General features: G+C 70.6%; 21 protein-coding genes, 2 tRNA genes and 1 pseudogene. 17 read left to right on the forward strand and 7 right to left on the reverse strand.

Annotated elements, in window-relative coordinates; all coding sequences use genetic code 11:
* Positions 1-37 precede the first annotated feature (37 nt).
* Entirely contained in the window at positions 38-1,105 is a 1,068-nt protein-coding gene (locus EER30_RS02520) for a lamin tail domain-containing protein (RefSeq protein WP_205650090.1), read from the forward strand.
* Here EER30_RS02520 and EER30_RS02525 read toward each other — a convergent pair.
* A complete protein-coding gene (locus tag EER30_RS02525; RefSeq protein ID WP_127497828.1) occupies positions 1,090-1,533 on the reverse strand; it encodes a TetR/AcrR family transcriptional regulator in 444 nt (147 codons plus the stop codon). The genes EER30_RS02520 and EER30_RS02525 overlap by 16 nt on opposite strands.
* Here EER30_RS02525 and EER30_RS02530 point away from each other — a divergent pair.
* Positions 1,511-1,939, forward strand: a complete 429-nt coding sequence (locus EER30_RS02530) for an SDR family NAD(P)-dependent oxidoreductase (RefSeq protein ID WP_127497830.1) — start codon at positions 1,511-1,513, stop codon at positions 1,937-1,939. The genes EER30_RS02525 and EER30_RS02530 overlap by 23 nt on opposite strands.
* 47 nt (positions 1,940-1,986) lie before the next feature.
* On the opposite strand, the gene EER30_RS02535 is transcribed toward EER30_RS02530, so the two are convergent.
* Entirely contained in the window at positions 1,987-5,253 is a 3,267-nt protein-coding gene (locus EER30_RS02535) for a S8 family peptidase (RefSeq protein ID WP_127497832.1), read from the reverse strand.
* A 146-nt stretch (positions 5,254-5,399) separates the two neighbouring features.
* On the opposite strand from EER30_RS02535, the gene EER30_RS02540 reads away from it, so the two are divergent.
* Genes EER30_RS02540 through EER30_RS02570 form a run of 7 tightly spaced genes read left to right on the forward strand, consistent with a single transcriptional unit; the run spans position 5,400 to position 11,810 of the window.
* Positions 5,400-6,320, forward strand: coding sequence for an STM4015 family protein (locus EER30_RS02540; protein WP_127497834.1), 921 nt, complete (start codon positions 5,400-5,402; stop codon positions 6,318-6,320).
* The gene (locus tag EER30_RS02545; protein ID WP_240669715.1) at positions 6,290-7,363 is read left to right on the forward strand and encodes an STM4014 family protein; all 1,074 of its coding nucleotides are present in this window, start codon (positions 6,290-6,292) and stop codon (positions 7,361-7,363) included. Before EER30_RS02540 ends, EER30_RS02545 begins: the two co-directional genes overlap by 31 nt.
* On the forward strand, positions 7,351-8,130 hold the full coding sequence (locus tag EER30_RS02550) for an STM4013/SEN3800 family hydrolase (protein ID WP_127497836.1): 780 nt from the start codon (positions 7,351-7,353) through the stop codon (positions 8,128-8,130). Before EER30_RS02545 ends, EER30_RS02550 begins: the two co-directional genes overlap by 13 nt.
* Complete coding sequence (locus tag EER30_RS02555) at positions 8,127-9,428, forward strand: STM4012 family radical SAM protein (RefSeq protein ID WP_127497838.1); 1,302 nt, start codon at positions 8,127-8,129, stop codon at positions 9,426-9,428. Before EER30_RS02550 ends, EER30_RS02555 begins: the two co-directional genes overlap by 4 nt.
* Positions 9,415-10,329 (forward strand): STM4011 family radical SAM protein, encoded by a 915-nt coding sequence (locus EER30_RS02560; protein WP_127497840.1) that lies wholly within the window; start codon positions 9,415-9,417, stop codon positions 10,327-10,329. The genes EER30_RS02555 and EER30_RS02560 overlap by 14 nt, the downstream gene beginning before the upstream one ends.
* Positions 10,329-10,646 carry a DUF8820 family protein gene (locus tag EER30_RS02565; RefSeq protein WP_127497842.1) on the forward strand — a complete coding sequence of 106 codons (318 nt, stop codon included), beginning with the start codon at positions 10,329-10,331 and terminating at the stop codon, positions 10,644-10,646. Before EER30_RS02560 ends, EER30_RS02565 begins: the two co-directional genes overlap by 1 nt.
* Before the next feature lie 12 nt (positions 10,647-10,658).
* Positions 10,659-11,810 carry a DUF6745 domain-containing protein gene (locus tag EER30_RS02570; RefSeq protein ID WP_127497844.1) on the forward strand — a complete coding sequence of 384 codons (1,152 nt, stop codon included), beginning with the start codon at positions 10,659-10,661 and terminating at the stop codon, positions 11,808-11,810.
* Positions 11,811-11,949: 139 nt separating this feature from the next.
* Here EER30_RS02570 and EER30_RS02575 read toward each other — a convergent pair.
* Positions 11,950-12,023: transfer RNA gene (locus EER30_RS02575), tRNA-Met, on the reverse strand.
* A gap of 150 nt (positions 12,024-12,173) precedes the next feature.
* Here EER30_RS02575 and EER30_RS02580 point away from each other — a divergent pair.
* Positions 12,174-13,004 (forward strand): annotated as a pseudogene (locus EER30_RS02580) (M20/M25/M40 family metallo-hydrolase).
* Positions 13,005-13,151: 147 nt separating this feature from the next.
* Positions 13,152-15,884, forward strand: a complete 2,733-nt coding sequence (locus EER30_RS02585; protein WP_127497846.1) for an AfsR/SARP family transcriptional regulator — start codon at positions 13,152-13,154, stop codon at positions 15,882-15,884.
* On the opposite strand, the gene EER30_RS02590 is transcribed toward EER30_RS02585, so the two are convergent.
* Entirely contained in the window at positions 15,881-16,615 is a 735-nt protein-coding gene (locus EER30_RS02590; protein WP_164842206.1) for an AfsR/SARP family transcriptional regulator, read from the reverse strand. The genes EER30_RS02585 and EER30_RS02590 overlap by 4 nt on opposite strands.
* 174 nt (positions 16,616-16,789) lie before the next feature.
* Between EER30_RS02590 and EER30_RS46875 the strand changes: the two genes are divergently transcribed.
* The 5 genes from EER30_RS46875 to EER30_RS02610 are packed head-to-tail and all read left to right on the forward strand — an operon-like array spanning position 16,790 to position 20,257.
* Positions 16,790-16,966, forward strand: coding sequence for a hypothetical protein (locus EER30_RS46875; protein ID WP_164842207.1), 177 nt, complete (start codon positions 16,790-16,792; stop codon positions 16,964-16,966).
* A gap of 52 nt (positions 16,967-17,018) precedes the next feature.
* Complete coding sequence (locus tag EER30_RS02595) at positions 17,019-17,531, forward strand: MauE/DoxX family redox-associated membrane protein (protein ID WP_127497850.1); 513 nt, start codon at positions 17,019-17,021, stop codon at positions 17,529-17,531.
* Between the two features lie 10 nt (positions 17,532-17,541).
* The gene (locus tag EER30_RS02600) at positions 17,542-18,093 is read left to right on the forward strand and encodes a hypothetical protein (protein WP_127497852.1); all 552 of its coding nucleotides are present in this window, start codon (positions 17,542-17,544) and stop codon (positions 18,091-18,093) included.
* A complete protein-coding gene (locus tag EER30_RS02605; protein WP_127497854.1) occupies positions 18,090-19,892 on the forward strand; it encodes an ABC transporter ATP-binding protein in 1,803 nt (600 codons plus the stop codon). The genes EER30_RS02600 and EER30_RS02605 overlap by 4 nt, the downstream gene beginning before the upstream one ends.
* Positions 19,889-20,257, forward strand: coding sequence for a S26 family signal peptidase (locus tag EER30_RS02610; RefSeq protein WP_240669716.1), 369 nt, complete (start codon positions 19,889-19,891; stop codon positions 20,255-20,257). The genes EER30_RS02605 and EER30_RS02610 overlap by 4 nt, the downstream gene beginning before the upstream one ends.
* A gap of 67 nt (positions 20,258-20,324) precedes the next feature.
* Here EER30_RS02610 and EER30_RS02615 read toward each other — a convergent pair whose 3' ends face one another.
* Entirely contained in the window at positions 20,325-20,534 is a 210-nt protein-coding gene (locus EER30_RS02615; RefSeq protein ID WP_127497856.1) for a hypothetical protein, read from the reverse strand.
* 190 nt (positions 20,535-20,724) lie between these two features.
* Here EER30_RS02615 and EER30_RS02620 point away from each other — a divergent pair, with 190 nt between their 5' ends.
* The gene (locus tag EER30_RS02620; RefSeq protein WP_127497858.1) at positions 20,725-21,930 is read left to right on the forward strand and encodes an integrase core domain-containing protein; all 1,206 of its coding nucleotides are present in this window, start codon (positions 20,725-20,727) and stop codon (positions 21,928-21,930) included.
* Positions 21,931-21,986: 56 nt separating this feature from the next.
* Here the strand turns inward: EER30_RS02620 and EER30_RS02625 are convergent.
* Positions 21,987-22,060, reverse strand: a tRNA-Met gene (locus EER30_RS02625).
* Between the two features lie 82 nt (positions 22,061-22,142).
* A complete protein-coding gene (locus EER30_RS02630; RefSeq protein ID WP_127497860.1) occupies positions 22,143-25,103 on the reverse strand; it encodes a UPF0182 family membrane protein in 2,961 nt (986 codons plus the stop codon).
* Between the last annotated feature and the right edge of the window lie 52 nt (positions 25,104-25,155).

The raw sequence follows: 25,155 nt of genomic DNA on the forward strand, positions 1-25,155 counted from the left end.
CCATTCAAGGCAGTTCGCAAATCCTTAGACTTTTGCAATGATCACCAGGCTCGTGACCGCTGCCGCAGTGATCGGGGTGACGGCGACACTCGCCATTGCCGCCCCGGCCTCTGCCGCCGCCATTCCCACCCTTTCCGGCCCGGCCGAGGTGAAGGGCTACAGCCAGTTCACCATGACCGGAACCGCCGACCCCGGCACGGTCGTCCACCTCTACGAGACGGCGATCGGCTGGAACGACATGCAGCCGGCCAAGGACTTCGAGCGCGACAACGGGCTGGTGACCGCGACCGCCGACGCGTCGGGCCGGTTCACGATCCGGCGCTGGCTAGACTCCGGGTTCTACTTCGAGGTCCACCAGGACGACGCCGTCTCGAACCGGATCACCGTGCACAGCCGCGTCGACGTCACCTTCTGGGTCACGTCGTCGGCCGTCGGCACGCTGCGTGCCACCGGCCGGGCCACCCCCGCCCAGCCCGGCCTGCCGGTGCAGATCCAGCGGCGCAACGCGAACGGCACCTATACCACGGTGCGCACCACTCACACGGCCGGCGAGACGGCGACCTTCGACGCGACCTTCACCGGGCTGGCGCGCGGCGAGCACTACTACCGGGCGTACGTCGGTGGGGATGATTCCCAGGGCGTGCGGGGCGACTATTCCACCGCGCACCACACGTGGGTCGCCGGTCCGGGCGGGGCCAATCCGCCCGCGAAGCCGGTCACCCCGGCGGCCGGTTCCGTGGTCTTCAACCGCATCCAGTACGACTCGCCGGGTGCCGACTCGGGCAGCAACGGCAGCCTGAACGGCGAGTGGTTCCGGCTCAAGAACCGGACGAAGAGCTCGATCAACCTCAAGGGCTGGACGGTCCGGGACAAGCAGAACATCGTGTTCACGTTCCCCAGCCTGACCCTGAAGCCCGGCGCCCAGGTCGTCGTGCGTACCGGCAAGGGCAAGTCGTCGGCGAGCACTCGTTACTGGGGTCGCGCCGGCCAGAAGGGCTACGTCTGGAACAACGGTGGCGACACCGCTTTCCTGCGGACGCCGGCGAACAAGCAGATCGACACCTGCAAGTGGGCGAAGAAGTCGCCGGGCTACACCAACTGCTGATCGGAGGGCTCGGCTTCCACCGGGGAGCCGAGCCCTGCCGCGTCGAGCAACACCTCGGCCATCTCCACCGCCTGGCCGCTGACCGCTTCGCCGTGCATGACGCCCCACGCGCTCGCGCCGTCGAAGGTCATCGTGAGCTGACGCGCGATGCGCTCGGGGTCGGCCGCGCCGCCCGCTTCGGCCTCGTGCCGGAAGAACCCGGTGAGCCCGTCCTTGTAGCGGCGTGCGACGCCCCGGGCCGGGTGACCGGCCGCCTTGACCTCGATCGACGTGGCCATGAACGGGCAGCCGCGGAACTCGGGCTCGGTGGACACCTCTTCCAGGACGCGGAAGACGTGCAGGATGCGCTCGCGCGGGGTGCCGGTGTCGTCGGCGGGCAGCAGGCTGGCGTTGTAGCCGGGGCCGATGCGCTCGAGGGCGGCCGACATCGACACGAACTTCTACGGCCCGCTGCTCGTGGCCCGCGCCTTCGTGCCGGTGATCGAGCGCAACGGTGGCGGCCACATCCTCAACGTGCACTCGGCGCTCTCGTGGCTGAGCGACAGACGCCCCTACAGCGCCTCCAAGGCCGCGCTCTGGTCGCAGTCGAACGCGCTGCGCCTGCACCTGCGCCCGCGCGACATCGAGGTCACCGGCCTGCACGTCGGCTACGTCGACACCGACATGGCCGCCGGCGTCGACGCGCCCAAGTCGAGCCCGGCCGACGTGGCCGCCGCCGCGCTGGACGGCATCGAGGCGAACGCCTTCGAGGTCCTGGCCGACGAGCCGAGCCGCAACGTCAAGGCGGCCCTCGCCGGCGACCTGACGCTGCTCTACCCGCAGCTCGTGAAGTGAAATGACGAAGGGGGGCGGCTCACGAAGAGCCGCCCCCCTTTCCGGGTTCAGACTCCGGCGTACGCGTGAATGATCGTCTGGTCGATGGCGCTGCCGCCGTCGCCCGAGGCGGTCACCCGCAGCGAGAGGAAACCGCCCGCGGGCGGAACCGGCAGCACGGCGCGGAAGCCGTCGCCGGCCTTCTTCACCGTGACCACCTTCCAGGTCTGGCCGTCGTCCACCGACGTGCGCACGGTGAACGACGTGACCCGCTGGGCCTTGAGCTCCCGCGACTGGCGCACCTGGAACGTGGCCGCCGCGCCCGTCGCGTGGTTCTCGTCGTCGAGCGCCAGGTCATAGTCGACCGCCAGCAGCGGCAGCCGCGTGCTGCCCACCCCGGGCCTGCCCTCGGAACGGAACGTCCAAGCCGTACTCGTCTTGGTCGAGACCGTCTGGATGCGGCTCATGTCCACATCGAACTGCAGCCGGTAGTCGGCGGCCTCGCGCGGCACCGAGAAGTCGGCCCGAGACTCGGGCTGGGTACCGACCAGTTTGCCGTTGCGATAGAGCGAGAGCTGCCGGGTGAACAGGATCGAGCCGGCGGCCAGGCAGTCGGCCCGGTCGTGCGACTCGGTCTGCGTGGTCAGGTCGAAGTGCAGGTTGCCGACGGTGCGCGAGGGCGGCTGGGCACAGCCCCAGAGCGCGCCGGCCGGGTCGTCGTACCAGTCGGAGTGGAACGGCTGACGGCCCCAGTGCTTCTCGGTGCGGCTTCCGGGAGCGTACGCCCGGGCGCCTTCCTGCCCGAGCTGGCTGAACTGGCCCTCGTCCGACCACAGGAAGCCCGGCGAGACGTAGTCGGTGCGTGTTCCGGGAACGGGCACGTTGCCGTAGCTGTGCGACACGTATTCGCCCTGCGGCGTGAAGCCCCAGCGGCGCATCGCGGGGATCACCTCGTACGGGAAGGTCATCTTGTCGGAGTGCTGCTCGATCCGGGCCAGCTTGGCGTGCTCGGCCCGCGTGACCCGATAGGTCTCCCCGGCGGGCAAGCCGTCCGGATGCGCGCGAATCAGGTCGTAGTGGAACGGGCTGGGCTGCACAGTCGGCGAGACCAGGCTGTACGCGGTGTAGACGCGCTGGGTTCCGGTCAGGGGCTTGCTGATCGGGCCGACCGAGACGCGAACGGGGTCGACGCCGTGCGCGGAGAGCTGCTGACCCCAGGCCAGGCCCGAGGCCGCCGTGCGGAACGTCGAGATCGACAGCTCGTCGACCCGCGCGTTCACACCGTCCACGGTGGCGGTCAGCGGCTTGGCCCGCCGCGCGTCACCGTTGACCTTGACGTCCCGGTTCACCAGCACCTCGTCGTAGAGCGAGGTCACCCGCTGGCTCTCCCAATCGGCCGGGTTGCTGAAATACATGGTCTGTACGAAGTAACGCCCGGCCGGCACGTCGGCGAAGGTGAGCGTGTCGCCCGGGGCGCCGCTGGACGAGCGGCTGCTGATAGCCGGGTCGTCCTCGTTGATCAGCGTGGCGGCGACGAAGGTCTCGCCGTCGGGGTAGGCGTCGGGCATCGGCGCGGTCGCCACGGTCAGGGCGTGCTTCGGGGCGGGGATCTCGAAGGTCACCGGCGTACGGCTGACCAGCTCACCCTTGGCGGTGCGGGCGGTCACGACAGCGGCGAAATATCCCGTACGACCGCGGAGCGCGCCACGGTCGAGGCGGAGCGTCGCGCCCGCGCTCGCCTTGATCGTGCTCGCCGAGAGCGTCGCGGCCCGGGTCGGGATCGTCGCGCCCGAGCGGTCCTGCACGGTCACGTCGAGCCACAGCACGGTCGCGCTGTTCGACCAGCGCAGCGGCGCCGTCGTGCCGGTCGTGCCGAGCGAGACGACGGGCTGCCGGCTGACGACGTCGCCCAGCACGCGGGCCGCGTCGATCCGGCCCGCGCCCGCGGTGTAGACGTCGGAGCCCGGCACCGGGTCGGTCGCGCCGATCACGGCCGCCTTGAGCTGCGCCGCCGTCCAGTCGGGGTGACGCTGCGCGAGCAGCGCGACCTCGCCGGCCACGTGCGGGGTGGCCATCGAGGTGCCCGACAGGCTCACGTAGTGCGCGTCGATCGGGGCGCCCAGCGTGGTGCCCTCGGCACGACCGGCGACGATGTCGACGCCCGGCGCGGTCACGTCGGGCTTGGCCGTGTGCGCGACGGTCAGCGGACCGCGGCTCGAGAAGTCGGCGATCCGGTCCTTGGCGTCGACCGCGCCGACGGTGAGCGCGGAGGCCGCGTTACCGGGCGAGGCGACCGTGCCGAAGCCGGGGCCGTCGTTGCCGGCCGCGATCACGAAGAGGGCGCCGGTCGAGGCGGTCAGTTCGTTCACCGCCTGGGTGAGCGGGCCGTCCTCGCCCTGGGAGGAGTCGCCCAGGCTCATGCTGACCACGTCGGCGCGGGACGCGGCCCACTCCATGCCGGCGATGACCTGCGAGTCGGAGCCCGAGCCGTGGTCGTCGAGGACCTTGCCGACCAGCAGCTTCGCGTCCGGGGCGACGCCGCGGCGGGCGCCGGACGAGGCCACGCCCGAGCCGGCGACCGTGGTGGCCACGTGGGTTCCGTGTCCGTTGTGGTCGGTCGCGTCGCCGCCCTTGGTGATGAAGTCGGCCTTCTCGGTGACCCGGCCGGCCAGGTCGGGGTGGGTGAAGTCGGCGCCGGTGTCGAGCACGGCGACGCGTACGCCCCGGCCGGTGTATCCGGAGCGCCAGGCGTCGGGGGCCGAGATCTGGGTGAGGTTGGTGTCGAGGCGGCCGTTGCCGCGCAGCGGGGTGGCCCGCACCCGGTGGTCCAGCCAGATCTTGGAGGCCCCGCCCATGGACGTGCCCTTGCGCGCGGTGTTGTCCTGCTTCTTGGACAGGCGTACGGCCACCGCGCCGATGCTCGGCAGGGCGCGACCGGCGATCTTCGCGTTGCCCGCGGGGCGGACGATCACCGGCAGGTCGGCCGAGCGGGCGTCGTCGTACCCGTTCTCGATCAGCGTGGTGACGTCGAAGAGGTCCTCGTCATAAAGCGATCCGATCTGCCTCGCGACCGACGAGGGGATGACATGGACGTGGCCGTCGGGATCGCAGCGGCGCAGGATGGCGCCGTGCGTGCCGGCCGGGCGGACCCGGACGCCGCCGCAACCCGGGATGTCCGGGTTCACGGTGACGACGTCCCCGGTGATCAGGGTGACTGTGTAGGGATCGGAGCCGCTGCTCGGCGGGGGTGCGGCGAGTCCCGGGGTGGCCGGGACCGCGGTCAGCCCGGCGGCCAGGAGGCCGGCGGCGAGCAGGTGGCGGGTCCTCACGATCATGGAGGCTCCTCGATGGATCTTGTTGCGTGCGCATGATCGTGCACCTGGGGTTGCCCGAAGATCCACCGCCTCTTTTATTAATTAATGGAAAGGTAACAATCTTCGGCGCCGGATTTTTGTCGGAGGGCGTTGTTAGGGTCTCGCCCGTGACGATCAGTTCGAAGCTGAGCGAGTTCGCGGGCCTGCCCATCGTGGCCTGGGACGACGACCATGACCCGGCCGACCCGACCGCCGTCGCCTGGCGGCTCGAGGTCGAAGAGTTCGACGCCGAGCCCGAAGAGCTCGAGCAGGCGTTCGAGGCCCTGCTGAAACGCACCGGCGAGGGCGGCCCGGTCGCCCTGGTCGTCGGCGAGTGGGGCTCGGCCTACGAGCTCCCCTTCCCGGTCGACCTGCTGGTGCGCAACGCGTCCCGGCTGACCAGGCTGCGTGCCCTGTTCGCGGGCGAGCTGACCTACGAGCAGTGCGAGATCTCCTGGATCAACCAGGCCGACCTCACCCCGCTGCTCGAGGCGTTCCCCGCGCTCGAACGGCTGTGGGTGCGCGGCGCGCAGGGCCTCGCGCTCACCCCGAAACGTCACGAGGGGCTGCGCGAACTGGTCATCCAGTCCGGCGGGCTGTCCGCCGAGGTGGTCCGCGCGGTCGGCGCCGCCGAGCTGCCCCACCTCACGCACCTCGAGCTCTGGCTCGGTGTCGACAACTACGGCGGCGACGCCCGCGCCGACGACCTCGCGCCCATCCTGGCCGGCCGGGCGTTTCCCGCGCTCACCTCGCTCGGGCTGCGCAACGCCGAGATCGCCGACGAGCTGGCCGCGGCCGTCGCCGCCGCGCCGGTGGTGGCCCGCCTCACCGATCTCGACCTCTCGATGGGCGTGCTGTCCGACGCCGGCGCCGAGGCCCTGCTGGCCGGGCAGCCGCTCACCCACCTGAACTCCCTCGGCCTGAGCCACCACTTCCTCTCCGAAGAGCTGGCCCAGCGGTTGGTCGAAGAGCTGCCCGGCGTGCGCGTCGACGTCTCCGACCGCCAGGAGGAACGGGAGTGGGGCCGCTACACCGCGGTCGCCGAGTGATGCGGCTCGCGGTGGTGGGCAACCCGGACAACCGCAGGGTGACGCTCTTCGCGGCGGCCGCGGTCCGGGCCGGGCTGCCCACGCCGCGGGTCCATTCATGGCACTCCGTGCTCACCGGCTCCCCCGTTCTTGATGGTCTCGTGCGAATCGAATCGCCGGGCGAGGACGCCGAGGTCGACCGGCTGCTGCGCGGGGCCGCTGCGCCGTGCGCACCGGGCGAGATCGTCGGCACCGCCGCGGCCTATCGGGGATTGCGCTCTGCCCTCGGCCGCATCGGTGGCCGTCTGCTCAACCCGGCCGACGACATCCTGACCATGAACGACAAACGCCTGTGCCACGCGATGCTCCGAGACGCGGGAATCCCGGTGCCGCCCGCGTTGCCGGCCGTGCACGGCTGGGCGTCGCTGCGCGAGGCCATGAGCGCGGCCGGGTGGAGCCGGGTCTTCGTCAAGCCGGCGCACGGGTCGTCGGCCTCGGGGGTGATCGCCCTCGCCGTCGCCGGGCCGCGCGTCCTGGCGGTGACCTCAGTCGAGGTCGGGCCCTACGGGCGGCTCTACAACAGCCTGCGCGTCCGCCGCTACGACGACGAGGCCACGGTCGCCGCCATCGTCGACCGGCTCGCCCCCGACGGTCTGCATGTCGAGCGCTGGTTCCCCAAGGCGGGGCTGGCCGACCGCGTGCTCGACCTGCGGGTGGTCGTGATCGCCGGTTCGCCGTCGCACGTCGTGGTCCGCACCAGCCGCACGCCGCTGACCAACCTGCACCTCGGCAACGCCCGCGGAGACGTGGCCGCCGTACGAGCGGCGGCCGGGGCGGCGTCGTGGGAGGCGGCGATGCGAACCTGTGCCGAGGTGGCGCGCTGTTTTCCGCGCAGCCTGCACGTCGGGGTCGACCTGATGTTCCGCTCGGGGTGGCGGCAGCACGCGGTGGCCGAGGTCAACGCGTTCGGTGACCTGCTGCCCGGCCTCGACACGTACGACGTCGAGATCGCCTCGCTCCTCGACGGCCGCTACGACCGGTGGGCCGGCGCATGCGTGAGCTGATCGGCAGTCACGACCTGCTCTTCGTCACGCTCGACACGCTGCGCTACGACGTGGCCGTGTCGACCCCGACGCCTTCATTGGCCCGATTGTTGCCGGGTGGCCGGTGGGAGCGACGGCACACTCCGGCGAGCTTCACCTATGCGGCCCACCACGCCTTCTTCGCCGGGTTCCTGCCCACGCCGGTGACGCCCGGGCCGCACGAGCGGCTGTTCGCGGCGCGGTTCGGCGGCAGTGAGTCCAGCGGCCCCTCGACGTACGTCTTCGACGCCCCTGACCTGCCGACCGCGCTGGCGAAGGAGGGCTATCACACCGTCTGCCTGGGCGGCGTGGGCTTTTTCAACCCGGCCTCGCCGCTGGGATGCGTACTGCCGGGGTTGTTCGCCGAGTCGCACTGGTCGCCGTCGTTCGGTGTCACCGCGCCCGATTGTTTCGGCGCCCAGCTCGACCGGCTCGAAACCATCGTCGCCGGTTCTCGTCCGCTTTTCACCTTTATCAACGTGGCGGCGATGCATCAACCCAACAAGCATTATCTGGCGGGAGCCGAGGTCGACAGCATGGCGAGCCAGTCGGCCGCTCTGACCTATGTGGATAGCTTGCTGCCCCGGCTCTTCGACCTGGTCACCGGGCGTGGCCGGCCCTGCCAAGTGATCATCTGCTCCGACCACGGAACGCTCTACGGCGAGGACGGCCACGTCGGCCATCGCGTCGCCCACGAAGCGGTCTGGACAGTCCCGTACGCCGACTTCGTCTTGGAACCACGCTCATGAATCTGGACTCGCCCTATCAGGGCTACCTCTATGCCTATCCGCACAAGACCGCCTATCGCCGCCTCTCGCCACGACGCACCCTGACGTCGGTGTGGGCCCCGGAGCGGCAGGAGAACCTCTTCGGGTACGTCCACCTGCCGTTCTGTGAGATGCGGTGCGGCTTCTGCAACCTCTTCACCCGGGCCAACCCACCCGCCGAACAGGTGACCGCCTACCTCGACCAGCTGCGGCGGCAGGCCGTGGCGGTCCGCGACTCGCTGGCCGGCGACGCGTCGTTCGCGCAGCTCGCGATCGGTGGCGGCACCCCGACCTATCTGACCGCGGACGAGCTCACCTCGCTGTTCGAGATCGTGCAACTGGCGTTCGGCCCGGCCCGGCTGCCGATGTCGGTGGAGACGTCCCCGGCCACGGCGACCGCCGACCGGCTCGAAGTCCTGGCCGCGCACGGCACGACGCGGGTCAGCATGGGCGTGCAGAGCTTCCTCGACCGCGAGGCCCACGCCGCCGGGCGACCGCAGCGGTTGCCCGAGGTGCTGGCCGCGCTCGAGACGATCCGTGCGGCCCGGATCCCCGTGCTCAACATCGACCTGATCTACGGCATCGACGGTCAGACTCCGCAGACCTGGCAGCACTCGCTCGACGAGGCACTTCGCTGGCGGCCCGAGGAGCTATACCTATACCCGCTCTACGTGCGGCCGCTGACCGGTCTGGGACGACGCGCGCACGGGCGTGACGACTGGGACCGGCAGCGTCAGCAGCTCTATCACCAGGCCGTGTCGGTGCTGACGGCCGCGGGCTACGTGCAGCAGTCGATGCGCCAGTTCCGGCTGGCCGGCACGCCGGTGATCGACGGCCCCGACTACTGCTGCCAGGACGACGGAATGGTCGGGCTCGGGTGCGGCGCCCGGTCGTACACGTCGTCCCTGCACTACTCCTTCGACTACGCGGTCGGCGTCTCCGAGGTGCGCGCGGTCATCGACGACTACCTGGCCCGGCCGTCCGACGACTTCCGGTACGCCGAGATCGGCTTCGACCTCGACCTGGCCGAGCAGCGGCGGCGGTGGCTGCTCAAGTCCCTGCTGCGCAGCTCCGGTGTGGACGCCTCGGCCTACCGGGCCCGGTTCGGCAGCTCCCACGCGGACGACTTCCCGCAGCTCGCCTCGTTGGTCTCGCGCGGCTGGCTCTCCGATGATCTCGCGACTTTGACCGCTGCGGGGCTGGCGTGGTCCGATGCGATCGGTCCCTGGCTGGTGTCGGGCCCGGTGCATGAGGCGATGGGCGCCTATGTCCTCCGATGACCTTTACATCCTCTACCGCGGCCCGCTCGCCAGCTGCAACTACGACTGCCCCTACTGCCCCTTCGCCAAGCGGGTCGATCCACCTTCGTTGCTTCGGGCCGACCGAGCTGACCTGCGACGCTTCGCTGACTGGGTCTCCGGCTTTCGCGAACGGCGACTGTCGGTGCTGTTCACGCCGTGGGGCGAAGGGCTGACGCGCAGCTGGTACCGCGACACGATCGTGCGGCTCTCGCACCTGCCGCACGTCGCCCGGGTCGCGATCCAGACCAACCTGGCCGCCCGGGTCGACTGGCTGTCCGAGGCGGACACGACAGTCGCGGCGCTGTGGGCCACCTATCACCCCGGGCAGGTCACGCGCGACCGGTTCCTCGACCGCTGCCGGCGCCTGGACGCGCTGGGTGCGCGCTACTCGGTCGGCGTGGTCGGGCTGCCGTCGCATTACGACGACGCGGTTGCCCTGCGGGAGGCGCTGCCGCCGTCGGTCTACCTGTGGATCAACGCGGCCGAGGGCCACCTCTACAGCTCTTCGGACGAGCAGCGGTGGACGGCGCTGGACCCGCTCTTCGGCGACAGCGTGCGGCCGCATTCCTCGCTGGGGCTGCCGTGCCACGCCGGGGAGACGGCGATCTCGGTGCTGGGCGACGGGACCGTACGGCGGTGCCACTTCATACCCACACCACTCGGCAACCTGTACGACGGATCGTGGCAGACGGCATTGCGGCCCCGGCCGTGCAGCAACGCGATCTGCGACTGCCACATCGGCTATGTGCACCTCAAGCCGCTGGGGCTGCGCGACGTCTACACCGATGGACTGCTGGAACGGATCCCGGCGGCCTGGCCCGCCAAAACTGTCGTAGGCGAGCGGTACGGTACCGCCGAACTCGATGCCCGGGAGGCTTGATGTATCGGCAGGGAGATGTGCTGATGGTGCCCGTTCTCGTCACCGACGTGCCACAGTGCACGGCCGTGCCACGCGACCGGCGCGGGCGCATGGTGCTGGCGCGCGGCGAGGCAACCGGTCATGCCCACGTCGTCGGCGGCCCCGGCCTCCAGTTGCTCGCCGACGTCGACGACCCCGAGCGCATGTTCATCGACGCTCCGACCTACGGCCGCGTCAGCCACGAGGAGCACGGTCCGATCGCCCTGCCGGCCGGGCACTACCGCGTGATCCGCCAGCGTGAATACGTGCCGGGCTCCTTCCGCCCGGTCGCCGACTGAGAGGCAGCCGCCATGCGACTCACCGACGACCAGGAGACGATGGCCGCCGCCGTCGAAGACCAGTGGCTGGCCGCGGCCCTCGAAACCGCTCCCGCCAACCGTCCCGCCGCCGAAGAGGCCGTCCGCGAGGCCTACCGCCAGGCCGGCCTCCCAGCACCGGAGCGCATCTTCTGGCTCGGCTCCCCCCGCGCCGGCGCAGTCGCCGCCGCCCTGCTGTCCGCCGCGCTTCCCACGGCCGGTCCCGCTTGGGTCGCCGAGGTGGAGTCGGCCCTGGTCCGGCAGGGGTGGGTTCCGGGCGACACCGCGGGTCCCTCGGTCCGGCGGCTCGTGCGCACCGAGCCGTGGGCCGCTGCCCGCGACCGGGCCGCTCAGGCGCTCGGCCCCGACGGGTGGGCCCAGCTCAGCGCAGCCGCCGGCCGCCGCTCCTGGGCCCTGGTGATGGACCGGGTCGCCGCCCGGCTGCGGCTGCGCCTCGGGGAAGACCTGAGCGCCGATCTCCCCGGCGACCTGGGCCGGTCGGCCCGCTCCCGCCTGCTCGACGCGATCTACGGGCAACACGACGGCGCCTGGCTGTCCACTTTCGAGGCCGCCGACCGCCTGCGCCCCGACGCCGGCCTGATGGCGGGTCTCACCGGGCTGGCCGCCACCGCTCGCCACTGCGGCTGGTGGTGGGCCGGCACCCGCTTCGCCGTCCTCACCGAACGCCCGAGCCTGCTGACCCGCGACAACGTGGGCCGCCTGCACCGCGGCGAGGGTCCGGCGATGGAATTTCCCGACGGCTACGCCTTGTGGGCCTGGCGCGGCATGCCGATCCCGGTCGACCTGGCCGCCGAGCTGCCCACGTTGACCGCCGCCCGCATCGGCGCCGAACCCAACGCCGAACTGCGCCGCGTCATGCTCGAACACTTCGGCTACGACCGCTACCTGCGCGAGGCCGGCGCCCAAACGATCCACAACGACGAGACCGGCACCCTCTGGCACCTCCCCCTCGACGGCGACGAGCCCCTCGTCATGGTCGAGGTCGTCAACGCCACCCCCGAGCCCGACGGCACCAGCCGCATCTACTGGCTCCGAGTGCCGCCCACCACCCGCACAGCCCGCGAGGGCGTCGCCTGGACGTTCGGCCTCACCGAGGACGAATACCACCCGCTGATCCAGACGTAGGCTCTTCGCCGTCGCCGACTGCTGCCGGGCTCTGATCGTTCGCAGGGCTCGGCCGAGCTTCTTCCAGAACGCGAACAGGGCCCCGGTGTCTCCGAAACGAAAAACGCGGCCAGTCGAAGACTGACCGCGTTTCCCTTTGTAGCGGGGACAGGATTTGAACCTGCGACCTCTGGGTTATGAGCCCAGCGAGCTACCGAGCTGCTCCACCCCGCGTCGGTAGTTAAACCCTACCCTGCCCGGTCCCCCAATGCCCAATCCGGGGGTCCGCCCGGGCCTCAACGCACCTCTGACCTGCGGGTTCATGTTCTGATCATCACGACCGGCGGCCGTGACGAGCGAGGGCTCGGCGGGCAAACACTGCCCATGACGCTCTCCGTGCAGGACCTTCGAGCCGCGATCAACCGTGAACTTCCTGGCCTACGCGCCGACCTTGAACGGCTCATACGCATTCCGGGCATCGCCTTCGACGGCTTCGACCGCGGCGAGCTCGAACGTTCCGCCGAGGCCGTGGCCGACCTGCTTCGCGGCTGCGGCCTGACCCCGACGATCACGCACAACGCCGTGATCGCCCGCCGGCCGGCCCCACCCGGGGCGCCACCGTGATGCTCTACGCCCACCATGACGTGCAGCCCGCCTGCGACCGCTCGCTCTGGACCGGCGACCCGTTCGGGCCGCAGGAGCGCTACGGCCGCCTCTACGGACGCGGCACCGCCGACGACAAGGCCGGCATCGTGGCCCACGTCGCCGCCCCGCGCGCCTTCGGCGACGAGCTGCCGGTCGGCGTCGTCCTGTTCGTCGAGGGCGAGGAGGAGTGGACGCCGGAGACGCTTGGACCGCCTTGCAGGCCCACCTGGAGAAGCACGTCCCCTGGGGCGCCCAGACAACCGTCGCCCTGGAGGTCAGCGGCCAGCCCAATCGCCTCCCCACCTCGGGCCCGGTGATCGACGCCGCCCACGCCGCCCTACGCGACGCGTGGGACGGCACCGACCCCGTAGACATGGGCCTGGGCGCTCGATCCCCCTGGTAGCCGAGCTGCAGGCGCTCTACCCCCACGCAACGATCATGGTCACCGCAGCCGAAGACCCATACTCCAGCACCCACTCGCCGAACGAGAGCCTGGACCTCACGGAACTAGCCCGAATCTGCCTGTCCGAAGCCCTGCTGCTGCGAAATCTCGCCTCCATCCGCCAATGAGAGTCGGCGAACCGGTCCCGGAAGGCCTGCTCGACGATCAGCGGCGCGTGGCCGTGCGCGAAGACCGTGCACAGCCACTCGAAACTGCGCGACAGGGCGAGGTAGCTTTCATCCGGTCACACGCCACGACCGCTGAAGGGCCCGTAGTTGACGCCGCGATTCGCCATCCTCGGGCCGGTCGAGATCCGCACCGCCGCCGAACCGATCAGCGTGCCCCGCGCGCAACGCCGCGGCCTGCTGGCCTATCTGCTGCTCAACAGCGACCGCCTGGTCACCGCGGACGGGATCGCGGCCGCGCTCTGGGGGCCGGAGCCGCCGGCCAGTGCCCGCTCCCAGGTCCACACCACGGTCAGCGTGCTGCGGGGTCACCTGCGTACCGCCGGGTCGAACGCCGAGCTGGTCGGCCGGGCGGGCGGATATCAGCTCTCGCTGGGCGGCGACGAGCTCGACCTGGTGCGGTTCGAGGAGCTGGTCAGCCGGGCCCGCACCGACATGCGGGCCGAACGCTGGGCCGACGCCGCCGACGCGCTGCGGTCGGCCCTCGACCTGTGGCGGGGTGAGGCGCTGGCCGACGCGTCGGGGGCGTTCGTCGCGGCCAGCCGGCTGAGCCTGCACGATCAGCGGCTCGGCGCGGTCGAGTCCTCGATGGAGTGCCGGCTCAAGCTGGACGAATATGCCGCCGTACAGCCCGAGCTGCGGGAACTGGTCGTCCAGCATCCGCTGCACGAGGGCTTCCGGGGCCAGCTCATGCGCGCCCTCTGGCGCGACGGGCGCCGCGAGGAAGCCCTCCAGCAGTTCCAGCAGCTCCGGGCGACGCTGGCCGAGCAACAGGGCCTCGACCCGGGACCGGAGCTGGCCGCCCTGCAGAAGGCGATCCTGGTCGGCGACCCGCCCGCGCCGGTCCCGACCGTCTGGCGCCCTCCGGCCCCGGCTCAGTTGCCGCCACGGCCGAGGGACTTCGTCGGGCGTACGGCCGAACTGCGCACCCTCGACAGCACACCCCGGGTGGCGGTGATCGTCGGTGGGGCCGGAGTCGGCAAGACCGCGCTGGCCGTGCACTGGGCGGCCGACCGGGCCGCCGAGTCGCCGGACGGTCAGCTCTTCGTCGATCTGCACGGGTTCGGCCAGCAGCCGGCCCTCACCCCGCACCGGGCACTGGAACGGCTGCTGCGCGGAATCGGCGTCCCGGCCGACGAGCTCCCGGCCGACGTCGACGAGCGCGGCGCCCTCTATCGGTCGCTCACCGCGAACCGCCGCTATCTGGCGATCCTCGACAACGCCGAGGACTCCGACCAGGTACGCCCGTTGCTCGCGGCCGGGACGAGCCGGACCGTGGTGACCAGCCGGCGCCGGCTGGACGGCCTGGTGGTCCACTCGGACGCGACCGTGGTGTCGATCCCGCCGCTCCCCGAGGCCGACGGGCGCCACCTGCTGGCCGCCCTGACCGGGCTGGACGCGGCCGATCCGGAGCTCGGCCGGCTGACCGCGCTGTGCGACCAGCTGCCGCTGGCGCTGCGGATCGCGGCCGCCCGCCTGCGGCCCGCATCCTCGATCGGGGTGGGCGAGCTGGCCGACGCGCTGACCGCCGAGCACGAGCGGCTGCACGAGCTGGCGGTCGAGGACGGCGGGGTGGCCGTGCGGGCCGCGTTCCAGCTCTCCTACCGCGCGCTGTCCGTCCCGGCGGCCCGGCTGTTCCGGTTGCTCGGCCAGTTCCCCGGTCCGGCGCCCGCGGCCGGTTCCGCCTCCGCCCTGGCCGGAGCGGACGCCGCTGAACCCCTGGCCGAGCTGGTGACCAATCATCTGCTGACCGAGACCGGCCCCGACCGCTATGCGTTGCACGATTTGCTCGCGCTTTATGCCCGGGAGCTCTCCGAGCACGACCCGGACGCCGAGCTGCGGCTGCTCGACCGCTACGGCACCGCGGCCGCGGCCGGGGAGCGGTTCCTGCGGCCGCACATGCCGCCGGTCGAGCCCGAGCTGCACGGTCCGGTCGTCGAGCCGGTGGTTCTCGCCGACGCCGACGCCGCCCTCGACTGGTTCGACGCCGAGGCGTCCAATCTGATCGCGCTGATCGGGCGCTGGACCGACCGGCACCCTCGGGCCTGCTGGCAGCTGGCGACCAACCTGCGCGGCTGGCTGGAGCGTCGCGCGTCGCGCACGACCTGGATCGAGGTGATGCGGTCGGCGCTGGTCGCGGCCGAGGCCGACGGGTCGGCGGCCGGGCAGGCCGACATCCTGAACAGCCTGGCCATCGCCTATAGCCACCTGCGCCGCCGGGAGGAGGCGCTAGCCACGTACGCCCGGGCCCGGGCGGTGCGCGAGCAGATGGGCGACGTCCGCGGCGCGGCCGTGGTGGCGATGAACATCGGCTGCCTCAAGAGCGAGATCGGCGAGGTCGACGAGGCGGTCTCCACCCTGGAGGATGCGTTGGCCGTGCTCGTCGGGCTGCCCGGCGACAATGCGGTGGTGATCCGGGTGACCCGGCTCAACCTGGCCTATGCCCTGCGCAGGGCCGGCGCCTATGACCGGGCGCTCGCCCTCAACCAGGCCGTGCTGGCCCAGGCGGAGGCGGCCGGGGACGATGACGTGGCAGCCAACACGCACGTCAACGTGGGCGCCCTGCACCTGCTCGCGGGCGACCCCGAGGCGGCCCTGCGACACTATCGGATCGCCCTCACGATGGCCCGCGAGCTGCGCTATCGGGTCTATGAACGGTGGGCGCTGCGCGGCCTCGGCGACGTGCATCGCGACCGCAAGGAGTTCGCCGAGGCGGCCGCCGTGCTGGCCGAAGCGGTAATGCTCTATCGCGAGGACGACGATCCGGCGGCCGACGAGGTGCAGGCCGAGCTCGACTCGGTTCGAGCCCTCGAGAAGCCCTAACACAGGTCCTGCAGCAGCACTCGCTGATAGAGCTGCTGAATCTGCGGGCACGGGTCGAGGCCGAGCTCCCGGCGCAGCAGGTCGCGCCCGGCCCGATAGACCTCGATCGCCTCGCGCTGGCGGCCGGCGTGATAGAGCGCGGTCATGAGCTGGCCGCGGGCCCGCTCCCGGAACGGATGCCGGGCGACGAACTCGACCAGGTCCGGGGTGAGGTGGCGGTAGCGGCCACAGGCCAGCTTCAGGTCGGCGTGATCCTCGACGGCCAGCAACTGGCCCTCGGCCAGCGCCGCCCGGGCCAGGCCGGCGAACGGCGCCTCGACGCCGTCCAGCGCCGGGCCGCGCCACAGGCGGATCGCCCGGTCATAGGCCACACACGCCTGTTCGGCGTCGGGCGCGGACCGGCCGAGCGCGACCAGCCGGTCGAACCGGGCCTGGTCGACGTCGGCGGTCAACACGTAACCCGGGGCGCTGGTGCGCAGCGCCCCGGCCGACCCGGCGAGTTTGCGGCGTATGCCCGAGACCAGGGCCTGCACCCTGGTCCGGGCACACCGCGGCGGTCGATCGCCCCACAGCCCGTCCACGATCGCCCCCGTTGACACGACGCGAGCGGGTGCGAGAGCCAGCAGCGCGACGAGGGCGCGTTCGAGGGGCGACATGGCGATCTGATGATCACCCGCGAACACCTCGATCGAACCCAGCACCAACACCTGCACAGCCTCGACCGGAACCATCGACAACCCCCGTTTTCTCTGGCGCCGCACAGTCTGGTCCACCCGGTTCATACATCGCCTACACACGCGTGCGACCGGCGCATAGCGGCTTCGTAGTGGCTTCGCAGCGCGGCTCGGCATCGTCCTTCTCGTCGCCCGGCACTCGGCCGGGAGGACGAGAAGGGAGTGCACAGGGTGTCGAAGCTGATGAACAAGTTCGGCGACCGGATGCTCGGCCTGCTGCTGGCCGAGCGCGAGGCCGGGGCCTGCACGGCGAACTACGGGAAAGGCTGCGGCTGCTCGGGCGGGCGGCAGAAGCTGTACGACTGCAACGGCGTCTGCCGCGCGACCCAGTTCGGCTGCCAACAGTAATGACCCGTCGGGGCGGCTCCCGCGCGAGCCGCCCCGACGCCCGGGAGGCGTCATGAGTTATCTGGAAATCGTCTGCCGGGTCACCCTCGGCGTCACGTTCCTGGCCGCCGCGGTCGGCAAAGCCCGCGACCGTTCGGCGTTCCAGGCGTTCACCGATTCGCTGCGCATGTTCGAGCGCCTGCCGGCCCGCCTGCGCCCGGCCGCCGGGGTGGCCACGATCGCGGTCGAACTGTCCATCGTGGCCCTGCTGGTGTGGCGTACGACCGTCCCGGCCGGACTGGTCCTGGCCGCGGTCACGCTGGTCGTCTTCACCGCCGCGATGGCGAGCGTCGAGCGGCGGGGCGGGCACGCCACATGCCGGTGCTTCGGCGGATCCGACGAGTGGGGGCGGTCCCAGGTCGTACGCAATCTGCTGTTGACCGTGCTGGCCCTGCTCGGGTTGCCGGCCCTGGCGCTCGCTCCCGTCGCGGCACCCCTGGCCGCGGCCGCTCTCACCGCGGTGATCGCCGCGACCGCCACCCTCGCGCTGCTCCACGTCAAGGACATCGCGTACGTCTTCCGTTAGGGGAACCGAGATGCTGACCCTCACCGCCGCGGTCGTCGCACTGGCCGTGCTGACCGTGTTCAACCTGCTGATCTGTTTCGCGGTCATCCGTCGGTTGCGGGCGGTCGAGGAGTCCTCGGGCCGCGAACAGTACGCCGACGACCTGCCCCGCCCCGGCACCGCGGTCACCGGCTTCTCGGCCGTGACCAGCGACGGGATCGTGCTCGGCACCACCGACCTGGCCCACGACGAGGACTTCGTCGGGGTGGTCTCGGTCGGCTGCCCGGCCTGCGAGGCGTTCGCCGACGGGCTGTCCGAGCGGGCCGACCGACTGCCCGAGCGGGCGCTGCTGATCGTGACCGCGGGCGAGGGCGACGACCCGGCGTCGATGGTCGAGCGGCTACGCCCGTACGCCTCGGTCGTGGTGACCGCCGACGACGGCCCGGAGCTGGCCGCCTTCGGGGAGATCACCGCGTTCCCGACCTTCATGCGGCTCGAGCGAGGTGTCGTGGTCGCGTCCCACGTCAAGGCCGACGCGATCCTCCGGACGTTCCCGGCGTCCCGCGCCGGCGCCGTGCGATGAGTCTGCGGCACGCGGCCCGGGAGGCGGCGGCGGTCCAGTTCCGGGCGTCCCGCCTGGGCAGCGTGGCGCTCATGCTGCTCACGCTGGGTCTCGGAGTGGCTCCGGCGGCGGCCGCCTGGCTCGGCAAGCTGCTGCTCGACGAGCTGACCCGGGGCCACGCCGCCGACCCGCACCGGGTGACGTTCTACGCGGTCGCCGGGGCCGGCATCGTCGCGCTCGCCGCGGCCGGCAGTCAGCTGGTCGACGTGCTTGCCCACTTCCTCAAGCTGAGGACCACCGCGCTGCTCCACGCCCGGCTGTTCGACCGGGTCAACCGGCTGGTCGGGGTGCACCAGTTCGAGGATCCGGGCTATCAGGACCAGCTCCGGATGGCCCAGGACGGAGCCACCGAGGCGCCGGCCGCGGTCGCCTCGTTCGTCACCGACACCGTCCGGGGGATGATCACCGCGGCCGCCTATGTCGGGGTCGTGTTCGCCCTCTGGCCCCCGCTCGTGGTGCTGATCGTGATCAGCGCGGTCGGGGCGGTCGCGGCCCAGTCCTACCTGGCCCGCCTCTATATCGCATCGTCCGCCACGATCGCGTCGAGCATGCGCCGCCGCTCGATGTATCAGCTGGTCATGCTGAGCGCCCAGGCGGCCAAGGAGATCCGGCTCTATGGCCTGGGGGCGTTCTTCCACGGCCGGATGATGCGGGCGCTGCGCCGGGGCAACGCCGCCGAACTGAGCGTCACCCGTCGGGCCGCCCTCAACCAGTCGGTGTTCGCGCTGGTCGGCGGGGTGATCGCGGCGGCCGGCACGCTCGTGGTCGCGCACCGGGTGCTACTCGGCCAGTCCACGATCGGTGATGTGGCCTTTCTCGGGGCGGCGGTGGCCGGTCTGCAACTCGGCCTGTCCGGGGTGATCGACGCGTTCGGGCGGGTCCGATTCTCGCTCGGGCTGTTCGAGAGCTTCCTGACCGTCGAACGCCGGACCGAGGACCTGCCGGCCGGGCGGGCCGGGGTGCCGGCGCTGCGGGACGGAATCGAGCTGCGCGACGTCTGGTTCCGCTACCCGCGCGGCCCCTGGATCCTGCGCGGCGCCTCGTTCACCATCCGCCGCGGCGAGACGGTCGGGCTGGTCGGGCTCAACGGGGCCGGCAAGAGCACGCTGGTCAAGCTGCTCTGCCGGTTCTATGACCCGTCCAGGGGCAGCATCCGGTGGGACGGGGCCGACCTGCGCGATCTCGACTCGGCCGAGCTCCGAAGCCGCTACGGCGTGACTTATCAGGATTTCATGGAGTTCGACCTGACGGCGCGGGAGAGCGTCGGGATCGGCGACCTGCCGCGGGCGGGCGAGCTGTCCGAGGTACGCCGGACCGCCGCGCTGGCCGGCATCGACGACTACCTGACCGGGCTGCCACAGGGCTACGACACGATGCTGAGCCGGGTGTTCTTCGACGAGGACGAGGAAGAGCACGGGGTCAACCCGTCCGGCGGCCAGTGGCAGCGGATCGCCTTGGCCCGGTCGTTGATGCGTACCGAAGCCGATCTGTTGATCCTCGACGAGCCGAGCGCGGGACTGGATCCGCTCGCCGAACACGAGATCCACGCGACGCTGCGGGACCACCGGCACGGGCGTACCTGCCTGCTGATCTCGCATCGGCTCTCCACCCTGCGCGGCGCCGACCGCATTGTGGTGCTGGACAACGGCCGGATCACCGAGGAGGGCAGCCACGAGGAACTGATGGCGGCCGACGGGCGCTACGCGGCGCTGTTCCGCCTGCAGGCCAGCGGCTACGACGTCGAGGCGGCCCCTCGGTGAGATGGTTCCTGGTCCGGGTGGTCGGCACCAGCATGACGCCCACCTTCGCCGACGGGGACCGCCTGCTGTTCCGGCGGACCGGCCGGGTCGCGGTGGCGGACTGCGTGGCGTTCGAGCCGCCCGAGATGTTCCGCGGCGACGGCTCGGCCGGTCGTCCGCGCTGGCTGATCAAGCGGGTGGCGGCGCTGCCCGGTGACCCGCTCCCAGCCGCTTTCCGGGCCGCGACCGGCCGGATCGAGCCGGCGGTGCCGCCCGGCCGCCTGGTCGTGCTGGGCGACAACCCGGAGAGCCTGGACTCCCGCCACTTCGGCTATCTCGATCTCGGGTCGGTGGCCGGGGTTTGCTGTCGTGCGCTCCCGCGCTGAGCGAAACGGTGACGCTCCCGCGCTGAGCGAAACGGTGACGCCCCCGCGCTGAGCGAAACGGTGACGGTCAAGCCTGAGTGAAACGGTGACGCTCAAGCTTCGCGTCCCCCGCAGGGCGCAGCAGGGCCGCAGCGCGGCGCAGGTCGCCGAACAGGCAGCGCACAGCGCGGGCGTGGGTGCCTGAACCCGACCAGCCGCTGTCCTCGCCGTTGCTGGTCTGCATGGCCGCGTCCAGCAGCACCTGATCGGAGCTCGCTCGGAGCGAGCCGACCGTCAAGCGACCACGGAATACACAAAGGCTCGCCACCCATTCGGGTGACGAGCCTTTGACATGCACTTACTTTGTAGCGGGGACAGTGTCCTGGCTCAGGACATCGGAATAGGGGTCTCGCGTCATCGGAATAGGTATGTCTCAGGACATCGGCATGGCGTCGTAGCCGTGCTGGGTCGCTGCGGCAGGGTGCGGCGTGTCCACACGTCGACTCGTCATCACCGCTGTCCTGGCCGGCGCGTCACAGGCTGAGACCGCCCGCACCTACGGCGTCTCCCAGGGCTGGATCAGCCGGCTCATGACCCGCTACCACGCCGAAGGCGAGGCGGCGTTCGAGCCCCGTTCCCGCGCCCCGAAGACCCGCCCCGCCGCCACCCCCGCCGCGACGGTCGAGCTCGTCCTGGCCTTACGCAAACAGCTCAGCGAGACGGGCCTGGACGCCGGCGCCGACACCATCGCCTGGCACCTGCACCACCACCACAACACCACCGTGTCCCGGGCCACGATCAACCGGATCCTGACCCGCGCCGGCCAGGTCACCCCCGAACCCGCCAAGCGACCGAAAAGCTCCTACCTCCGCTTCGAAGCCGAGCAGCCCAACGAGACCTGGCAATCCGACTTCACCCACTACCGGCTCACCCGACCCGACCACCGGCCAGGCCCGGACACCGAGATCATCACCTGGCTCGACGACCACTCCCGCTACGCCCTGCACGTCAGCGCCCACCCACGAATCACCGCACCGATCGTGCTCGCCACCTTCAAGAAGGCCGCTGACCAGCACGGACATCCCGCATCCACACTCACCGACAACGGCATGGTCTACACCGTGCGCTACGCCAGCCGCCGCGGCGGAAGGACCGCACTCGAGACCGAACTGCGCCGGCTGGGCATCGTGCAAAAGAACTCCCGCCCGAACCACCCCACCACCTGCGGCAAAGTCGAACGCTTCCAGCAAACGATGAAAAAATGGCTCCGCGCCCAACCCCAGCAACCAGCCACCATCACCCAGCTGCAAGCCCTGATCGACGCCTTCACCGACGAGTACAACCACCGCCGGCCCCACCGATCACTACCGCACCGGGCCACCCCCGCCACCACCTACCACGCCCGCCCGAAAGCTGTCCCCGGCACCGACCGCAGCAGCGACACCCACGACCGGGTCCGCCACGACACCATCAGCAAAACCGGCACCGTCACCCTGCGCGTCGCCGGCCGGCTCCGCCACCTCGGCATCGGCCGAACCTACGCCGGAACCTACGTCCTGCTACTCGTCCAAGACCTCAACGTCCGCGTCATCAACGCCGCCACCGGCGAACTCCTCCGCGAACTCACCATCGACCCCCGCCGCGACTACCAGCCCACCGGCCGACCACCCGGACCCACCCCAAAAGCAAAATAGCCCGAACCTACAAAACGTAGGTTCGAGCTATGCCGATGTCCTGAGACATCACATTGTAGCGGGGACAGGATTTGAACCTGCGACCTCTGGGTTATGAGCCCAGCGAGCTACCGAGCTGCTCCACCCCGCGTCGCCTTGTAAAGACTAGCGCAGACCGCCTGCTAGCTGCAAAACGGGGTCCGGTGACACGCGAGTCACCGGACCCCGTTCGCTCAGCCGCTCGGTGTCGGCGACGGGTTGGCCGGGGCGGAGGGTGTTGCCGAGGCGCCCGGTGTGGGCGCGGCTCCCCCCGCCGCGTTCTGGGCGTTCTGGAAGTTGTCCATGGCCGTTTCCAGGGCCTTGAGCGCCTCGCCGTACTTGGCGAAGTCACCGGACTGCTGCGCCGCCTTGACGTTGGCGATCGCCGTGTCCAGCGCCGTCGCCGCCTGGGCCAGCTCACCCGTCAGGGCCGGTGGTGGCGCGTTGTTGTTGCCCGGGTTGTTGGTGCCGCTGTTGCTGCCCGGGTTGTTGGTGCCGGTCTGGGCGGCCTTGCCCTGCTGGACCAACTGTTCGAGGCCCTGCTTCAGGTTGTCGGCCAGCACCACGTACGTGCCGCCGTCGCCGTAGGACATCAGGACCTTCTGCAGCAGCGGCGCCGCGTTCTCCTGGTTGCCGGTCTTCACGTAGACCGGTTCGACGTAGAGCACGCCACCCTCGACCGGCAGGGAGATCAGGTTGCCGTAGAGGACCTGCGACTGCGTGTTGTTGGAGAGCAGGGTGAGCTGCTGTCTCACCCCCGCGTTGTTGGTCATCTTCTGATGGACCTGGATGGGTCCGGGGATGACCGTCTGGTCCGGTAGTTCGAGGACCTCCAGCACCGGTTTGTTGTCCACGTATGACCCGGAGATCAACGCGGCCAGGTTTTCCCGGTTGGCCGGCGTCACACCGGCCGTGAGCTGGAATCTGGTCTGTTCCTGCTCGGGCAGCTGGACGTTGAGATAGAACGGCGGCTGCTTCTGGTTGCTCGACGGCGCGTCCGGCGCGTTCGGGACCTGCCAGAAGTCTTGCCCCGAGAAGAACGCCTGCGGGTCGGTCACGTGGAACCGGGTGAGCAGGTTCCGCTGGACCTTGAACAGGTCCTGCGGGTAGCGGAAGTGCGCGGCGAGCGCGGCCGGGGTCTCCGACTTCGGGATGATCAGGTCACCGCCGAAGGCCTTGTTCCAAGCCTTGAGCACCGGGTCGTTCTCGTCGAACTCGTAGAGCTTGACGGTGCCGTCGTACGCGTCGACCGTCGCCTTCACCGAGTTGCGCATGTAGCTGACGTCGTCGCGGGCCAGAGCGAACTGCCCCTGGCCGGTGAGCTCGTCCTGCGTCTCGGTGGCCAGGTTGATCTTCTGGGCGTACGGGTAGGTCGCCGACGTGGTGTAGCCGTCGAGGATCCACGTGATGCGGCCGTTGACGACCGCCGGGTAGGGGTCGCCGTCGATGGTCAGGAACGGCGCGACCTTGGCCACCCGCTCGCGCGGCTCACGGACGTACATGAGTCGCGAGTCTTTGTTGACCGCGTCGGAGAGCAGGAAGTTGCTCTCGGTGTTCTTGATCGCGAAGACGAGCCGCCGGAAGAACGACCCGATCTGGACACCACCCTCGCCGCTGTAGGTGTAGAGCTCCTCGGCGTTGTTGTTCTCTTCCTGCGGGCGGTCGAACTCGACCTTGCGGTCGTCGCTCTCCTGGCCGACGATCGCGTACTCGGTGGACTGCTCGCCGAAGTAGATGCGCGGCTGGTCGACCTTGATCTCTTCGGTCGGCGCGGAACAGCCCGGCGGGCGGTCGTCACCGAGGAAGCCCGACACGAAGTAGGGCAGGCCGCCGCAGACCACTTGGTTGGCGGGCGCGGCCACCAGGCCGTACCCGTGGGTGTAGACGGTGTGGCGGTTGAGCCAGTTGCGCTGCTGCGGCGTCAGCTTGTCGTCGTTGATCTCCCGCGCGCCGACCACGTAGTCGGCGGTCTTCTGGTTGATCGTGTAGCGGTCGACGTCGAGCTTCTTGCCGAAGTCGTAGAAGCCACGGGACTGCTGCGACTGCGTGAAGGCCTGCGAGACGAGCTGCGGGTCGACCAGGCGCGCGTTCTGGGCGCTGGTGTCGGCGGCCAGCCCGCTCGGAGGCACGACGTTGGTCGCCCGGTAGGGGGCCACCTGGGTGCCGTCGAGCCCGAAGGCCGCTCTTGTCGCGTCGATGGAGCGCTGGATGTAGGGCGCTTCCTTCTCGCTCAGGCTGGGCTTGACCGAGAAGTTCTGCACGGCCAGCGGGTAGATGCCGCCGATCGCCACGGCCGAGATCGCCAACAGGGCCAGCGAGACACCGGGCCATACCAGATTGCGCATGCCCGCGTTGGAGAACACGATGATCGCGATCGCCACGACGATCGAGATGTACGCGAGGATCTCCTTGGCCGGCAGCAACGCGTTGACGTCGGTATAGCCGGCGCCGTAGAGCCCGGGCGACACGTGCTGCTCGAGCAGCAGGGCGCGGCGGTCGAGCACGTAGGCCACGGCCTTGAGCAGCACGAAGAGCGCGACCAGCGAGGTCAGGTGGGCCCGAGCGGCGGTGGTCATGCGGTCGCCGACGCCCTGCAGACGCACGCCGCCGAAGATGTAGTGCACGGCGAGCGCGCCGAGCACCGAGAGCACGACCGCGGTGAAGGCGACGCCCAGCACGTAACGCAGGATCGGGTAGTCGAAGATGTAGAAGCCGATGTCCACGTTGTGTTCGGGGTCACGGACTCCGAAGCTGCCGCCGTTGCGGAACAGCATCCAGTCTTTCCACCGGCCCTGGGCCGACAGCCCGGCGAAGAAGCCGATGACCACGGTGAGCACGGCGATCCAGGTGCCCAGCCGCGGCGCGAGGATCATGCGGTAGCGCTCGAGCGTCGCCTGTTCGGCCGAGTGTGGCCGCAGCAGCGGGCGCAGACGGTAGGCGAGATAGAGGTTGCCGGCCACGATCAGGGCGACGCCGAGGCCGATGACGAGGAACAGAAGAAGACGGGTGAGCAGTACACCGGAGAAGACGTTGGTGAAGTCGACCTCGTTGAACCAGAGGTAATCGGTGTACGCGTCGATGCCCCACCCGAGCAGAGTGAAAAGAAGGAAGACCCCGACCAGGACGCCGACGGTGACGCGACCGCGCCGGCTCATCCTCGGTAGAGGGCTGTTACGCATAACCAACGGAGGCTCCACATTTCAGTCG

The organism is Actinoplanes solisilvae (assembly GCF_003999975.1).
GTDB classification, from domain to species: Bacteria; Actinomycetota; Actinomycetes; order Mycobacteriales; family Micromonosporaceae; genus Actinoplanes; species Actinoplanes solisilvae.